Consider the following 15651-nt stretch of genomic DNA (forward strand, 5'->3'; position numbering starts at 1 on the left):
GGGCAGACCCGGCCGTGACCCCGGCTTGGCCGGACCACGGCATGGCGGCCGGGGAGATCATCGCAAGAGGACGGAACCCGGCCCGCCGGCCGCGTAGCGTGCCGTCATGGCCGTGAAGAAGAAGACCGCCGCCGGTGCCGCCCCCGTGCTCACCCCCAGGGCCCTCGGCCGGGCGACCCTGGAGCGCCAGCTCCTGCTGCGCCGGGCCGGGATGAGCGCGAAGGACGCCGTCGCCCACCTCGTCGGCCTCCAGGCGCAGAACACCAGGCCGCCGTACTACCAGCTGCTGGCCCGGCTCCAGGGCTTCCGGCCCGCCGACCTGTCGGTGCTGATGGAGTCCCGCGAGGTCGTCCGCATCGTCACCCTGCGCTCCACCATCCACACCCACACCGCCGACGACGCCCTGACCCTGCGCCCCCTGGTGCAGCCCGCCATCGACCGCGAGCTCAACATGTTCCGCAAGCGGCTCCCCGGCGTGGACCTGGACCGGGTGCGGGAGCTGAGCCGGGCGTACGTGGAGGAGGCGCCGCGCACCCCGAAGGAGATCCGCACCCGGCTGCTCACCGAGTGGCCCGACGCGGACCCGCAGGCCCTCGGCGTCGCCGCCCGCTGCCTGCTGCCCCTGGTCCAGGCGACCCCGCGCGGCCTCTGGGGCATCAGCGGAGGCGTCACGCTCACCACCGTCGAGCGCTGGCTCGGTCACGCGGGGGAGGGGGCGCCCGACATCGAGCGCGCCGTGCTGCGCTACTTCGGCGCCTTCGGGCCCGCATCGGTCAAGGACATGCAGAGCTGGGCCGGGCTGACCCGTCTGAAGGAGGTCTTCGAGCGGCTGCGGCCCCGGCTCACCACCTTCCGCGACGAGCACGGCGTCGAACTCTTCGACCTGCCCGACGCCCCGCGCCCCGCCGAGGACACCCCCGCCCCGCCCCGATTCCTGCCCGAGTTCGACAACGTCCTGCTCGGCCACGCCGACCGCACCCGCGTCATCCCCGCGCCCCTCAAGGGCCTCAACGGGGTGGGCAACCAGACCTGGGGCAGTGTGCTGGTGGACGGGTTCTTCGCGGCGGTCTGGCGGCTGGACGCCCCGCGCGACGCCCCGGCCGTCGTCACCGTGCAGGAGGTGCGCCCGCTGACCCCCGCCGAGCGCGACGCCGTGACGGCGGAGGCGGCGGACCTGATCACGGCGATGACCCCGGCAGCGGAGCACGACGTCCGCTTCGGCCGGTTCGTGGACCTGGCCCGCTGACCAGTGCCGCCGGGGGCACGCGGCGGCGCGCCAGGGCGCACGGGGCCTGCGCCCGGGGGCGCCGGGTCTGGTGTCGGTGGCTGTTGCGGCAGTAGCCCGGCCCGTTGGGGCGCCGGGTCTGGTGTCGGTGGCTGTTGCGGCGGCGGCCCCGCCCGTCGGGGTGCCGGGGACGGTGTAGGTGGCCGTTACGGCAGCAGCCCCGCCCGTCGGGCCTCCACCACCGCCTCCAGCCGGGTGTGCGCCCCCAGCCGCCGCATCGCGGACCGCAGATAGCCCTTCACCGTCTCCGGGCGCAGCCCCAGCCGGTCCGCCGCCACCGCGTTCGTGGCGCCCGCCGCCACGCACGCCAGCACATCGATCTCGCGCGGAGCGAGCCGGACCTCCGGCGCCCCGGGCTCCCGGGCGCCCGTGGCCGAGGCCAGCCGCCCGCACACCGCGAGCAGCTCGTCCCGCAGCGCCGGGTCGAGCACCTTCGGCATCAGGGCGCGCAGCTCGCGGTGCGCCTCCCGGACGTCCTCCCAGGCCGCCGCCCCAGCCGCCTCCGCCGCCCCGGGAGCGTCCGGCTCCGGGCGGCTCGCCGCCAGCAGCCGCCGCACCTCGTCCCGGACCACCAGCGCCTGCTCCACGTCACGTGCGGCGGCCACCGCCGCGTCGAACGTGCGGTCCCCCAGCGTGAGCGGCTCGCGCAGCGCCCCGTACAGCACCCCTCGCACCTCGCGCCGCACCACGACGGGGACGGCGACCACCGAGCGCAGCCCCTCGGCCGCGACGGCCGTGTCGTACTCGTGGCTGATGCGGCGCGATGAGTGGTAGTCGGTCACCGCGCACGGCCTCGACAGGGCCATGGACTTGCCGCCCAGGCCGCTGCCCGACGAGATCACCAGACCTCGCAGCGCCGCCGTCCGCGCCCCGTTCACCTCGGCGATCCTGGTGTGCCGGCTGTCCGAGAGCAGCCCGCCGAAGGCCACCGGCAGCCCGCTCGTCCGGCGCAGCCGCAGCAGCGCCGCTTGCATCTCGACCGCCTCGACGGATTCCGGCACCCTGCCGCCTCTCTGTCCGGCCCCGATGGAATGGCGGCCTCCGACACCCCCGTCCGGGGGTGGTGAGACCTGGGTCACTGTTTACATCATGTGAGGAGCCGAAGAACCGGCCGGGTCGGTAAAGAGGAGGGCACATGCCGGAAACGAGTGCGACGGAGACGTTCCGGGCGGCCCGGGACTTCCTGCTCCGGCACCGCGAGGACTACACCGCCGCCTACGAGGGCTTCCGCTGGCCCCGCAGCGACCACTTCAACTGGGCGCTCGACTGGTTCGACGTCATCGCCCGGGACAACGACCGCACGGCCCTGCACATCGTGGAGGAGGACGGCACCCGCACCGAGGTGTCGTTCGCCGAGATGTCCGCCCGCTCCGACCGGGCCGCGAACTGGCTGCGCGCCCAGGGGGTGCGGGAGGGCGACCGCGTCCTGGTCATGCTCGGCAACCAGGCCGAGCTGTGGGAGACCGCGCTCGCCGCGATGAAGCTGCGCGCCGTGGTCATCCCGGCGACCCCGCTGCTCGGCCCCGCCGACCTGCGCGACCGGGTCGAGCGCGGCCGGGTCCGGCACGTCCTGGTCCGCGACACCGACACCGCGAAGTTCGACGAGGTGCCCGGCCGCTACACCCGTATCTGCGTGGGCGCCCCGGCCGAGGGCTGGCTCGACTACGCGGACGCCGCCGGGGCCCCGCGCGTCTTCACGCCGGACCGCGAGACCGACGCGGACGAACCGCTGATGCTCTACTTCACCTCCGGCACGACCGCCAGCCCCAAGCTGGTCGAGCACACCCATGTCTCGTACCCGGTGGGCCACTTGGCGACGATGTACTGGATCGGGCTCAAGCCCGGCGACGTCCACCTCAACATCTCCTCGCCCGGCTGGGCCAAACACGCCTGGTCCAACCTCTTCGCGCCGTGGAGCGCCGAGGCGACGGTCTTCATCTTCAACTACACCCGCTTCGACGCCGGCCGCCTGATGGCCGAGATGGACCGCTCCGGCATCACCAGCTTCTGCGCCCCGCCCACCGTGTGGCGCATGCTCATCCAGGCGGACCTGACCCAGCTGAAGACCCCGCCGCGCGAGGTGGTCGCCGCCGGCGAACCGCTGAACCCCGAGGTCATCGAGGCGGTCCGGCGTGCCTGGGGCGTCACCATCCGGGACGGCTTCGGCCAGACGGAGACCGCCGTCCAGGTCGCCAACACCCCGGGCCAGGCCCTCAAGCCCGGCTCGATGGGGCGGCCGAGCCCCGGCTTCCGGGTGGTCCTGCTCGACCCGGTGAGCGGGGAGCCCGGCGCGGTCGAGGGGGAGATCTCGCTCGACCTGTCGGAGCACCCGGTGGGCCTGATGACCGGCTACCACGGCGACCCGGAGCGCACCGCCGAGGCCATGGCCGGCGGCTACTACCGCACCGGTGACATCGGCTCCCGCGACGAGGACGGCTACATCACGTACGTGGGGCGGGCCGACGACGTCTTCAAGTCCTCGGACTACAAGATCTCCCCGTTCGAGCTGGAGAGCGCCCTGCTGGAGCACGAGGCGGTGGTCGAGGCCGCCGTCGTCCCGGCCCCCGACGAGGTCCGCCTCTCCGTCCCGAAGGCGTACGTGGTGCTCGCCGAGGGCTGGGAGCCCGGGCCCGACACCGCCAAGGTGCTCTTCGCGCACTCCAGGTCCGTGCTCGCACCGTACAAGCGGGTGCGGCGACTGGAGTTCGCGGAGCTGCCCAAGACCGTCTCCGGCAAGATCCGCCGGATCGAACTGCGCGAGCGCACCGCCCAGGGCGGCGGCACCGAGTACGCCGAAGGGGACCTGGCATGACCGAGCTCTCGTACGCGCACGGCACGGGCACCACCGCCCTGCTCGGCGACACCATCGGACGCAACCTGGACCGGGCCGTCGCCGCCTGGCCCGGCCGCGAGGCGCTGGTCGACGTCCCGTCCGGGCGGCGCTGGACGTACGCCGAGTTCGGCGCGGCCGTGGACGAGCTGGCGCGGGCGCTGATGGCGTCCGGCGTGGCCAAGGGCGACCGGGTCGGCATCTGGGCGGTCAACTGCCCCGAGTGGGTCCTCGTGCAGTACGCCACCGCCCGCATCGGCGCCGTCATGGTCAACATCAACCCCGCCTACCGGGCGCACGAGTTGGAGTACGTGCTGAAGCAGGCCGGGATATCACTCCTCGCCGCCACGCTGACGCACCGCACCAGCGACTACCGGGCCCTGGTCGAGCAGGTCCGCGCCGACTGCCCGGACCTGCGGGCGGTGCACTACATCGGTGACGATTCCTGGAACGAACTGCTGTCGGCCGCAGGCCAGGTGACGGCTGATCAGCTGGCGGCCCGTGAGGCGGAGCTGTCCTGCGACGACCCCATCAACATCCAGTACACCTCGGGCACCACGGGCTTCCCCAAGGGGGCGACGCTCTCTCACCACAACATCCTCAACAACGGCTATTTCGTCGGGGAGTTGGTCGCCTACACCGAGCAGGACCGGGTCTGCCTGCCCGTCCCGTTCTACCACTGCTTCGGCATGGTGATGGGCAACCTCGGCATCACCTCGCACGGCGCGTGCATCGTGATCCCCTGCCCCTCTTTCGAACCGGCCGCCGTGCTGAGCGCCGTGCAGCAGGAGCGCTGCACCTCGCTCTACGGGGTGCCCACGATGTTCATCGCCGAGCTGAACCTGCCGGACTTCGCCTCGTACGACCTGTCCTCGCTGCGCACCGGGATCATGGCCGGGTCGCCGTGCCCGGTCGAGGTGATGAAGCGGGTGGTGGCCGAGATGCACATGGACGAGGTGTCCATCTGCTACGGCATGACGGAGACCTCCCCGGTCTCCACGCAGACCCGCCGCGACGACGACCTGGAGCGCCGCACCGGCACGGTCGGCCGCGTCATGCCGCACATCGAGGTCAAGGTCATCGACCCGGCGACGGGTGTGACCCTGGAGCGCGGGCAGTCCGGCGAGCTGTGCACCCGGGGCTACAGCGTGATGCTGGGCTACTGGGACCAGCCCGAGCGGACCGCCGAGGCCATCGACGCGGGGCGCTGGATGCACACCGGGGACCTCGCGGTGATGCGCGAGGACGGCTACGTGCAGATCGTCGGCCGCATCAAGGACGTGATCATCCGGGGCGGCGAGAACATCTATCCGCGCGAGATCGAGGAGTTCCTGTACCGCCACCCGAAGATCGCCGATGTGCAGGTGGTCGGGGTCCCCGACGAGCGGTACGGGGAAGAGGTGCTGGCCTGCGTCATCCCCGCCGACCCGGCCGACCCGCCGGCCCTGGACGACGTACGGGCTTTCTGCGAAGGGCAGTTGGCCCACTACAAGATCCCGCGCCTGCTCCAGATCCTGGAGGCCTTCCCGATGACGGTCAGCGGCAAGGTCCGCAAGGTCGAACTGCGCGAGGGCTACCGGAGATAGCGCGCGTCAGGCGGCCTCGATGACGTCCCCCGCCGCCGTCCCGCGCGTCGCGGCCGCCCACTCGATGAGCAGCACCTCGTAGGCGGCGGACTCCACGGGGGACCAGTCGTGCCCCGCGCGGGCGTCCACGAACGCCCGTATCGCCTCATTGGCCTGCAGGGCGGCGCGGCCCGAGAGCGCGGGGGCGTGCGCGGGCGTGTTCGAAGGTGGTGAAGTCCGTGGAATCGAGACCATGCGCTCCACTGTAGGGCCCGCCACTGACAACGCACCGCAGATCGGGGGCCGTTGGCCAGAACGTGACGGATCACACGCAGGGTGGCCGGGCGGTTTCTGTGAGGCACGACACGTCGCCCGGCCCGCGTGTCCTGTTCCGGTCGGTGCGCGGGGTCAGGCGCCGGTGCTGACGAGCTCGTCCGCCGCGCCGTTGACCGGTTGCGGCGTGCCGGTGAGGTCCAGGACGAACAGCGGCACGCCCAGGGAGTCCGCGCGCTCACGGGCCTCCGGCGTGTAGCCCGCGAGCGAGAACAGCACCCCGCGCACGGAGCCGTTGAGCGCGTTGAGCCACAGGCACTCGACGTCCCGGAGCCCGGTCGGCCGGGTCGTGGAGTCGACCTCGGCGATCAGCCCGGCCGCCCGCAGGTCGATCCGCGAGGCCGGCCGGTGCACCGGGTGCGTCACGTCCCGGAAGCCCAGCCAGGCCAGATAGAGCGCCGCCGCCGCGACCGCGTCGCGCCCGGTACGGATGGTCAGCGGGCGGAACGCCGGACGCGGCGCCGCCGCCGTGCGCGGCAGCGGTATGTGCGCGGGCCGGACCGCCCCGGCGGACGCCACCGGCCGCACCGGCACCCGCAGCACCGCCCCGCACGGGCAGCACAGCTCGGGCTGCGGCCACTGGTCGTGCCGCCCGCAGCCCCGGCACCGCACGGTCACCCAGTCGTCGTTCCAGGTGCGGTGGGTGATCGGGACCACCGGTGCGCCGAGCAGCAGCGGCGGGGCGGTCGGCGCTCCGCACGGGCACGGGTAGACGGGGGTCACGTACGCGTGGTCGCGGCGGCAGGCCGGGCACCGTACCGGCACTGACTCCACCGCGTGCTCCCTCCGTACCACTTCCGTAATCCCTCCATGCTCCCCCAAGAGCGCGCCGCCGGGTGGGGAATCGCGTCACTCGGGGGTGCGCGGGGCAAGACGCCGACGGCCATCGCTGCGGCGAAGGGGCGGGCCCGTCCCCGCGACCGCCGTGCGGGCACAGTCGCAGGGGCGTGCCCCGGGGTGCAGACGGCCGAGGCGGCGGCCCCGGGGATCAGACGGCCGGGGCGGCGCCGTACTCGGCGTCGGTGACGGGGGTCAGCCAGTGCACGGCGTCGTGGGTGTCGTCGCCCTCGTTGATGGCCAGGTGAACCATCAGCCGGTTCGGGGCCGCGCCGTGCCAGTGCTCCTCGTCGGCCTCGAACAGGACGCGGTCCCCGGGCCGGATGACCTCGACCGGCCCGCCCCGGCGCTGGCACAGGCCGACCCCCTCGGTGACGAAGACGGTCTGGCCCAGCGGGTGGCGGTGCCAGTGGGTGCGGGAGCCGGGCATGAAGTGCACCAGGCCGGCGGTGACCCGGGAGGGGGCGGGCGCGGCGGCGACGGCGTCGATGTAGACGTCACCGGTGAACCAGTCGGCCGGGCCCTTCACGGTGTCGATCGAGCTGCGGGTGATCCGCATGGGGTCGCTCCTTGTCGGGGGGAGGGGTCAGGGCGTGAGGAGCGTCTTGACGGCGCGGCGCTCGTCCATGGCCCGGTAGCCCTCGGCCACCTGGGCGAGGGGGAGGGTGAGGTCGAAGACCTTGCCCGGGTCGATCCGGCGGGTGAGGACGCGGTCGATCAGGTCGGGCAGGTAGCGGCGTACGGGGGCGGGGCCGCCGCGCAGGCCGACGTGGGAGAAGAACAGCTCCTGTCCGTCGATCGCGACCTCGTGCGGGACCCCGACGAAACCGACGTTCCCGCCGGGGCGGGCGGTGTGGAGGGCCTGCCGCATGGCCTGGGCGGTGCCGACGCATTCCAGGACGCAGTCCGCGCCGATCCCGTCCGTCATCTCCTTGACGCGGTCGATGCCCTCCTGGCCGCGTTCGCTGACGATGTCGGTGGCGCCGAACACGCGGGCCAGCTTCTGCCGGGACTCGTGTCGCGACATGGCGATGATCCGCTCCGCGCCCATCTCCTTCGCCGCGATCACACCGCACAGGCCGACCGCGCCGTCGCCGACGACCACGGCGGTCGAGCCGGGCCGCACCTCGGCGGCGTCAGCGGCCCACCAGCCGGTGCCCATCACGTCGGAGACGGCGAGCAGACCGGGCCAGAACTCCTCGTCCGGCACCGCGTCGGTGGCGACCAGAGTGCCCTGGGCGTTCGGGATGCGTACGTACTCCGCCTGGCAGGTCGACATGAACTCGCGGTGCAGGCAGTTCGACGTGAAGCCGTTGCGGCAGTTCGCGCAGGTGTTGTCCGAGGTGGCGAACGAGCCGACGACGAACTGGCCCGGCTTCACCGAGGTGACCCCGGAGCCGACCTCCTCCACGAACCCGACGTACTCGTGGCCCATCGGGTGCGGGTCGCCGACCGGTTCGGCGCCGCGGTACGGCCACAGGTCGGAGCCGCACACACAGGTCACGGCCGTCCGGATGACCGCGTCGGTGGGCTCGATGATCTTGGGATCGTCCAGGTTCTCGAAGCGGACGTCACCAGGGGCGTGCATCACTGCGCCGCGCATGAGGGTTTCCTTTACGTATGCGTGTACGTGTACGTGCCGAGGCGGCGGCCACCGGATGTCCGGGGGGCCGGCGCCGGGTGCGGGGCCGGTTGCGCGCCCGTCATGGCGGCGACGGGCGGAGAACGACCACGTCATCCAGGTAACCCGCTCACGGCGCCCGGAGCGAGACACCATCAAGGGGTGTACTGGCAGTACATCCCCATGGCGGTGTCCGGGACGTACGGTCGAAGGCGTGGACAACCAGGCAGAGGTCCGCGAGTTCCTCACCTCGCGGCGCGCGAAGATCACCCCCGAGCGGGCGGGCCTGCCGACGGGCAGCCGCCGACGCGTGCCGGGCCTGCGCCGCAGCGAGGTCGCGGCCCTGGCCGATGTGAGCGTGGAGTACTACGCCAAACTGGAGCGCGGCAGCCTCGCCGGCGTGTCACCGGCCGTGTTGGAGGCCGTCGCCCGGGCCCTCCAGCTCGACGACGCGGAACGCGCCCACCTGCTCCACCTGGCCCAGGCCGCCGACGGCTCCGACGCCCTCACCCGGCCCCGCCGCCGCACCGCCCGGCGGTGGCAGCCGCACCCGAGCCTGCAGTGGACCCTGGACGCGGTGACCGAGGGCGCGGCGTTCGTCCGTAACGGCCGCATGGACCTCCTGGCCGTCAACCGGCTCGCCCGCGCCTTCTACTCCGACGTCTACGCCGATCCCCACAACCAGGAGAACCTGGCCCGCTTCACCTTCCTCAGTCCGGACGCCCGGCGCTTCTACCCGGACTGGGACCAGGCCGCCGACATCACCGTCGCCATCCTGCGCACCGAAGCCGGCCGGAACCCCCACGACAAGGACCTCCACGACCTCGTCGGCGAGCTCTCCACCCGCAGCGACGCCTTCCGCGTCCGCTGGGGCGCCCACGACGTCCGCCGCCACGGCACCGGCTTCAAGCGCTACCGGCACGCGGCGGTCGGCGAACTCGTCCTCGCCTACGAGGGCCTGGAAATGGCCGCCGAACCCGGCCTCACCCTCACGATCTACACCGCCGAACCCGCCTCGCCCTCCGCAGAGGGCCTGCGCCTGCTCGCCTCCTGGGCCGCCACGTCCGCGGCGCGGCCCGGCGGCTGAGCCCCTTCCCCCCACCCTTCCCCCCACCCTTCCCGCCTCCCTTGACGTCGGTCAGGAGGCGGCTTAGATTTGCTTCCACATAACAGAAGACAGTTTCCGCTATGCGGAATTGGTGATTTGGTGCTCTCAGGTGGCGCGACAGAGCCCGACTCCACCCCCGACTCCACACAGGGACGAGCAGGAGCACTCAATGCCTCGTATGACCGCTGCCCGCGCGGCAGTCGAGATCCTCAAGCGCGAAGGCGTCAGCAACGCGTTCGGTGTGCCCGGCGCCGCGATCAACCCCTTCTACGCGGCCCTCAAGGCGGCCGGTGGCGTCCAGCACACGCTCGCCCGCCACGTCGAGGGCGCCTCTCACATGGCGGAGGGCTACACCCGGGCGCGTCCGGGCAACATCGGCGTCTGCATCGGTACGTCGGGGCCCGCCGGCACCGACATGATCACCGGCCTGTACTCCGCGATCGCGGACTCGATCCCGATCCTGTGCATCACCGGCCAGGCGCCGACCGCCGTCCTGCACAAGGAGGACTTCCAGGCCGTCGACATCGCCTCGATCGCCGCCCCGGTGACCAAGGCCGCGACGACCGTCCTGGAGGCCGCGCAGGTCCCGGGCGTCTTCCAGCAGGCGTTCCACCTGATGCGCACGGGCCGCCCCGGCCCCGTCCTCATCGACCTGCCGATCGACGTGCAGCTCACCGAGATCGAGTTCGACCCCGACCTGTACGAGCCGCTGCCGGTGCACAAGCCGGCCGCGTCCCGCAAGCAGATCGAGCGCGCTCTCGACATGCTCAACGCCTCGGAGCGCCCGCTGCTCGTCGCGGGCGGCGGCATCATCAACGCCGATGCTGCGGAACTCCTGGTCGAATTCGCCGAGTTGACCGGCGTCCCGGTCGTCCCGACCCTGATGGGCTGGGGCATCATCCCCGACGACCACGAGCTGAACGCCGGCATGGTCGGCCTCCAGACCTCGCACCGCTACGGCAACGCGAACTTCCTGGAGTCCGACTTCGTCCTCGGCATCGGCAACCGCTGGGCCAACCGCCACACGGGCAAGCTGGACGTCTACACGGAGGGCCGCACCTTCGTCCACGTCGACATCGCGCCCACGCAGATCGGCAAGATCTTCGCCCCGGACCTCGGCATCGTCTCCGACGCGAAGGCGGCGCTGGAACTGCTCGTGGAGGTGGCCCGCGAACGGAAGGCGGCGGGCACGCTCGCGGACCGCTCGGCCTGGGCGGCGTCCACCCAGGAGCGCCGGGCGACCCTGCAGCGCCGTACGCACTTCGACAACGTCCCGCTGAAGCCGCAGCGGGTGTACGAGGAGATGAACCGCGCCTTCGGCCCGGAGACCCGGTACGTCACGACGATCGGCCTCTCCCAGATCGCGGGCGCCCAGATGCTCCACGTCTACCGCCCGCGCCACTGGATCAACTGCGGCCAGGCGGGCCCCCTGGGCTGGACGATCCCGGCCGCGCTGGGCGTCGCCACGGCCGACCCGGACGGCTCGGTGGTCGCGCTCTCGGGCGACTACGACTTCCAGTTCATGCTGGAGGAGCTGGCGGTGGGCGCCCAGCACCGCATCCCGTACGTGCACGTCCTCGTCAACAACTCGTACCTCGGCCTGATCCGCCAGGCCCAGCGCAACTTCGACATCGACTTCCAGGTCAACCTGGAGTTCGAGAACCTCAACTCCCCGGAACTGGGCGTCTACGGCGTGGACCACGTCAAGGTGGTCGAGGGCCTGGGCTGCAAGGCCATCCGCGTGACGGAACCGGACGCCCTCCTCCCGGCCTTCGAGGAAGCGAAGAAGCTGGCCGCGGAACACCGCGTCCCGGTGGTGGTCGAGGCGATCCTGGAACGCGTCACGAACATCGCGATGAGCGGCACGGACATCGCCTCGGTCAACGAGTTCGAAGACGTGGCGACGGACCCGACGCACGCCCCGACGGCGATCCGGCCCTTCGTCGGAGCCTGACCCCTAGGGCCCGCGGCCCGGCCCCCGAGGAGCACCGGCGGACACCCGCGGGTGCTCCTCGGGCTGCCGCCCCGTCAGGATGCGTGCAGACTCGATGGAAGGGCCGTTTCCGAGGATGGGCGGTGCTACCTCTCGGGGGTACGGCTCAGAGCCAGGGGAAGCCCCACAGGTGAGCAAGGTGCGTGTACGGTTCGACCACAACGGTGTCGCGACCGTGGGAGGCCGCCGCCACTCCTGCCCGGAGGACGTTGCCTTTGTGCGGCTGGGTGCGTGGGGCGCCGAGTTCCACCATCGGGACGGCTTCCAGGTCACGGCCTGTGCGCTGGGCGGGATGGCCGGAGGTACCCGGCAGGACCGGCGCTTCGCGGAGTCGCCGGCCGATCACTATTCCGTCCTGGGTGGCACCGGCCAACACGCGATCGCACCATGTGTCCAAGGGCGTGGAATCAACGCGGGGACCGCGTCCGCTTCCCCCCGCGCCCAGAGTGCGGCGCGGGGAAGACTTCGTGTGCCATCGGCGGCGAGGTGGGTCGGGCTTCCGTCCTGTGTGCGTCGTGTCATCGTCCTGCGAGTGAAAGGATCGCCACATGTCGTGGTCGTCCAGCTGCGGGGACCCCGGCCGCACCGAAGCGGCAACCCACTTCGCGACGTACGACCCCCTCTCCGGGACGCGCCGGCAACCGGCTAGGGCGGATCTAGCCAGGGCGTCCATCGAGGATGCTCAAGCGCTGGCCGTGCTTCAGACCGCGGTGCGCGGCGGTCCGGTCGCACCGTGGGCCGAGCGCATCGAGCGCGTCGTCTCAGGCGCGCGGAGCGCAGTCGTACTCGCGCGTGTGGAGGGCGAGACCGTCGGCTACGGGAACGTCGCGTTCCTGCCTGAACACCCGCTGGACGGCGCGCCCGGAGGCTACTACCTCACCGGGGTGACCGTGGCTCCACCTTGGCGGCGACGGGGAATCGGAGAGGCCTTGACCCGGTGGCGCATGGCCTGGACGTGGGAGCGCAGTGACGTGTCGTGGTGTTTCGCCTCAGCACGCAACCAGACGTCGCTCGACCTGCACCAGGCCCTCGGTTTCACCGAAGTGCGCCGCGCCCCGTCCATCCAGGGCGTTGGTTTCGATGGCGGCGAGGGCGTGTTGCTGTCGGCTCAGCGCCCTGCCTGACGGCTGGTACTGCCACGGTCTTCGGCCTGATGGGTGGGCAGTTTCTGGTGGTGTGTGTCCGAGCACGCGTTGCCAGAGCAGCCGGGGGATGCCGGCCCGTCCGACGGAAGGCACGCTGGTCGCTTCCGTCAGCGCAACGGACGTCATCACGAGATCCTCGCGGCCGTCGATGATGGTGAGCGGCTGGTCCCGCATGCCAGCCGACCGCACCGGCCGAATACGGGATGACAAGCGGTCAAGAACGTCCAGGCGTGCCGGCGCCAGCCCGCGATTTTGCTGCATGTGTGCTCCTGTGCTCGCTGTCGGCGCCCTCGGCTTCTGGAAGTCGAAAAGATCAAGCGCCTTTCTCTTGCGGGCGGCCTTGAGCAAGATGTGCCGGCGTTGGGTGTGTCTGAAATGAGGCTTGCTCGCGCCGGTCGCCGCAGTTACGGTTCATCTCCACTTTCCTTGCTACGCGTCGAGGTGGAAGGCCGTGCCCGTGAGTGTCGTTACTCTGCTTCCCTTCTTCCTCGTCTTCGGCCTGGTGATACTGCTCGCCGTGGTCTCCCGCCGCAGACGCCTGACGGTTGATGCCCGTGTACGGCGCGAGGAAGCGTTCCTGGCTGCGTTGCCGCCCCCCTCGGTGGCGTCGGCCGATCTGAACGCTCGGGCACTCGAAGCCCTGGACGTGTTGTGCGCGCGCAGCAACAGCACTGCGGGAGTCTATGTGGACATGAAAGACTACTTCGCATGGCGTGGCTGGAACGATGCCGATGTCCATCACATCATGGGCCGACTCGGCGGCCTGGATTTTGCTCACCAAGAAGTGAGTGCCGAGCACCCCTTCAGCCTGTATCGCTATCGAGCGACAGAGAGTGGAGTGAGGGAGAACATGGCAAATTCTGGTCGCAGCGCATACTCCTCAAATGTCAGCCTCAACCAGTACACGACACACGGCAACAACTTCGCCGCTACGTCCCTCGGCTCCGGTAACGCCTCGCTGAACCAATCCCATCAGGGGGAAAGTCGCAACGTGCACCTGGAGCTGGCGCAGCGGCTCCGGGAAGACGCCGCGGATGCACTCCCGGTGATCGCGGACACAGCCCAGAGCCACGCGCAGAGTCTGGAAGCGGCGCTCGCAGCAGGGGATGCCGTGGCCCGCGACGAATCGGTGGGCCATATCCAGCGCTTTCTTCAGACGGTGGGCAGTGGGTTCCAGGCCAGCCAGCAATTGCTCTCTCTCCTGGGGCTGCCCGGCTGATACTGCAACCGCGGTTGGCGTGACTGGTGTCCAGGGCCGGTCATGGGTGGGGACCCAGGTGATGTCAGGAAGTGGGTGGCGGGTCTGGGTGAGGTTCATGAGCGTTTCATGCACCGGTTCGCCCGGTCGGAGCCGCGTGAGTCAGCACTGGCCTATATGGCGTCCGCTCGGCCGGCGTCCAACGGCAGCAATGCGGGACGGCGGGGCGGACGGAGAACTGCCAGGTCGGTGTCTTTCTCGCCCATGCCGGTGAACGTGGGCGCACGCTGATCGACCGCAGGCGGTACGTCCGTTCTCCTTTCGGATTGCGGCCCCCGCCCCGCCCCCGGGCCCCGTCAGCTGCGGGGCACCTGACCGGCCTGGACGCCTCGGTCCGCGACGCGGGCAAAGCGCTCCCTTCGGGCGGTCCTTGGGCTGTGGCGTCAACAGCGGTCGGGCGCAGGCGCGTTCGTCATACTTGACCGGCGACCGGGTGCTGCCGAAGCGCCCGTACGCATCGGCTGCCCGCTCACTGCCCTGTTCCGGCTCGAAGGCCCGGCCCACCCGCGCCGGCCGGACCAGGCACCCGGACCCGCGACGAGTAAGAGGACTGGCACATGAAACATCTCGGCGAAGCGCTCCGCGCCAATCGGTACCCCGGTCGGCTGGTCGTGCTGTGTCGTACGCACGACGGCGTACTCACCGCCGCCTACGCGCTGACCGGCCGCAGCGAGGCGTCCCGTGCCCGTCGCCTGGACGGGGCCGTGGCCGGGGAGCTCGCCGTCGTGCCCGTGGGGGCGCAGGACAGCGACGCGCTGCGCCACTACGTCGCCGCCTGCGTGGCGGGTCCCTGGACCGTCTACGGGAACGGCGAGCAGGTCGCCGAGGTGGCGGCCCGGCTGACCGGGGGGCAGTCGCCGGCCGAGGCGCTGCACGGGCTGGAGTACGAGCCGGACCCGCCGATCTTCACGCCCCGGATCACCGTCGTGGTCGAGCGGGCCGACGGGAAGGCATGGCTGGGTGCCGCGCGGCGGCCCGAGAACGGCCGGGAGAGCACCGACACCACCGTCACGGCGCTGGGCGCGCTGCCGGTCGGCCACGGAGTCCTGCTCTCCACCTACGAGTCGGACGGGCTCCAGGTCGCGACCGCCCGCCGCCACCTGGACGTCCTGGTCGGTGCCGGGGACGCCGATCAGCTCCTGGAAGAGGTGTGGCAGGTGCTGGACCACGAGTATCGCGTCGCCGCCACGGCCTTCGCCCCGCAGGACGGGGTGAAGGGACAGGTCCGGCATGCCGCGGACGACGGCCCGAGCAAGCCCGGCCATGTCGTCTCCACCGTCACGACCGTGACGTGAGCACCGCCGTCCTGCCGGAGGTCATGGAAAGGGCGCGGAGTACGGGACCGTATCCGTACTCCGCGCCCTGGTTCAGGGAGGAACAGGGGCCGCGGCAGTGGCGCGAAGGGGGGCTGCACGGGCCCTTCAGGTCTGGTGACCGGGCCGCCCTCCCGCGTACCACCGCACTGGCATCGCGCCACCGCCGCGGCCCCAGGGGGTGTCTGGCAGATACGCGCAGCGTCGCGGCGCCTGGTACGCACGCTCGCGGCGTTGCCGAAAAGTCCTAGTAGCGCCGCTACGAGGACTTCCCGGCGCCTTGCGATCGCACGCACCAGACACCGCTCCTTCTCCTGCGCGGATCCGCCAGACACCCCCTCGTCCTGCCCGCACCGCGCAACA

At 71.6% G+C, this 15651-nt stretch carries 13 protein-coding genes and 2 pseudogenes; 9 read left to right on the forward strand and 6 right to left on the reverse strand.

Annotated features, from left to right (window positions below; genetic code table 11):
• Window positions 1–106 precede the first annotated feature (106 nt).
• On the forward strand, window positions 107–1246 hold the full coding sequence (locus tag FKN01_RS08885) for a winged helix DNA-binding domain-containing protein (protein WP_143618237.1): 1140 nt from the start codon (window positions 107–109) through the stop codon (window positions 1244–1246).
• A 185-nt stretch (window positions 1247–1431) separates the two neighbouring features.
• Here FKN01_RS08885 and FKN01_RS08890 read toward each other — a convergent pair whose 3' ends face one another.
• Complete coding sequence (locus FKN01_RS08890) at window positions 1432–2286, reverse strand: LuxR C-terminal-related transcriptional regulator (protein ID WP_185992795.1); 855 nt, start codon at window positions 2284–2286, stop codon at window positions 1432–1434.
• A gap of 134 nt (window positions 2287–2420) precedes the next feature.
• On the opposite strand from FKN01_RS08890, the gene FKN01_RS08895 reads away from it, so the two are divergent.
• A complete protein-coding gene (locus tag FKN01_RS08895; RefSeq protein ID WP_143618239.1) occupies window positions 2421–4097 on the forward strand; it encodes an AMP-binding protein in 1677 nt (558 codons plus the stop codon).
• On the forward strand, window positions 4094–5701 hold the full coding sequence (locus tag FKN01_RS08900; RefSeq protein WP_143618241.1) for an AMP-binding protein: 1608 nt from the start codon (window positions 4094–4096) through the stop codon (window positions 5699–5701). Before FKN01_RS08895 ends, FKN01_RS08900 begins: the two co-directional genes overlap by 4 nt.
• Window positions 5702–5707: 6 nt before the next feature.
• Here the strand turns inward: FKN01_RS08900 and FKN01_RS08905 are convergent, their stop codons facing one another.
• The 4 genes from FKN01_RS08905 to FKN01_RS08920 all read right to left on the reverse strand — a co-directional run bounded on the left by FKN01_RS08905 (window position 5708) and on the right by FKN01_RS08920 (window position 8453).
• The gene (locus tag FKN01_RS08905; RefSeq protein WP_143618244.1) at window positions 5708–5935 is read right to left on the reverse strand and encodes a hypothetical protein; all 228 of its coding nucleotides are present in this window, start codon (window positions 5933–5935) and stop codon (window positions 5708–5710) included.
• Window positions 5936–6088: 153 nt separating this feature from the next.
• Entirely contained in the window at window positions 6089–6787 is a 699-nt protein-coding gene (locus FKN01_RS08910) for a hypothetical protein (RefSeq protein WP_143618246.1), read from the reverse strand.
• A 214-nt stretch (window positions 6788–7001) separates the two neighbouring features.
• Window positions 7002–7409, reverse strand: a complete 408-nt coding sequence (locus FKN01_RS08915) for a cupin domain-containing protein (protein ID WP_143618248.1) — start codon at window positions 7407–7409, stop codon at window positions 7002–7004.
• 27 nt (window positions 7410–7436) lie between these two features.
• Complete coding sequence (locus FKN01_RS08920; RefSeq protein ID WP_143618250.1) at window positions 7437–8453, reverse strand: zinc-dependent alcohol dehydrogenase family protein; 1017 nt, start codon at window positions 8451–8453, stop codon at window positions 7437–7439.
• A 232-nt stretch (window positions 8454–8685) separates the two neighbouring features.
• On the opposite strand from FKN01_RS08920, the gene FKN01_RS08925 reads away from it, so the two are divergent.
• From FKN01_RS08925 to FKN01_RS08940, 3 genes and pseudogenes are all read left to right on the forward strand, one after another.
• Entirely contained in the window at window positions 8686–9558 is an 873-nt protein-coding gene (locus FKN01_RS08925; RefSeq protein ID WP_143618253.1) for a helix-turn-helix transcriptional regulator, read from the forward strand.
• 190 nt (window positions 9559–9748) lie between these two features.
• Window positions 9749–11533: a glyoxylate carboligase gene (gene gcl / locus FKN01_RS08930; RefSeq protein ID WP_185992796.1), complete on the forward strand. Its 1785-nt coding sequence runs from the start codon at window positions 9749–9751 to the stop codon at window positions 11531–11533.
• 587 nt (window positions 11534–12120) lie between these two features.
• Window positions 12121–12555, forward strand: a pseudogene (locus tag FKN01_RS08940) (GNAT family N-acetyltransferase); the annotation flags it as partial.
• A gap of 6 nt (window positions 12556–12561) precedes the next feature.
• Here the strand turns inward: FKN01_RS08940 and FKN01_RS33045 are convergent.
• Window positions 12562–12978, reverse strand: coding sequence for a hypothetical protein (locus tag FKN01_RS33045; protein ID WP_260696829.1), 417 nt, complete (start codon window positions 12976–12978; stop codon window positions 12562–12564).
• A 196-nt stretch (window positions 12979–13174) separates the two neighbouring features.
• Between FKN01_RS33045 and FKN01_RS08950 the strand changes: the two genes are divergently transcribed.
• The 3 genes and pseudogenes from FKN01_RS08950 to FKN01_RS08960 all read left to right on the forward strand — a co-directional run bounded on the left by FKN01_RS08950 (window position 13175) and on the right by FKN01_RS08960 (window position 15270).
• Complete coding sequence (locus FKN01_RS08950) at window positions 13175–13936, forward strand: hypothetical protein (protein WP_143618261.1); 762 nt, start codon at window positions 13175–13177, stop codon at window positions 13934–13936.
• Between the two features lie 42 nt (window positions 13937–13978).
• Window positions 13979–14226: pseudogene (locus FKN01_RS08955) on the forward strand (transposase); the annotation flags it as partial.
• A gap of 306 nt (window positions 14227–14532) precedes the next feature.
• Window positions 14533–15270: an IMP cyclohydrolase gene (locus FKN01_RS08960; protein WP_143618263.1), complete on the forward strand. Its 738-nt coding sequence runs from the start codon at window positions 14533–14535 to the stop codon at window positions 15268–15270.
• Window positions 15271–15651 lie beyond the last annotated feature (381 nt).

The sequence above is a fragment of the Streptomyces sp. 130 genome (assembly GCF_007096885.1).
In the GTDB taxonomy this organism is placed as follows: Bacteria; Actinomycetota; Actinomycetes; order Streptomycetales; family Streptomycetaceae; genus Streptomyces.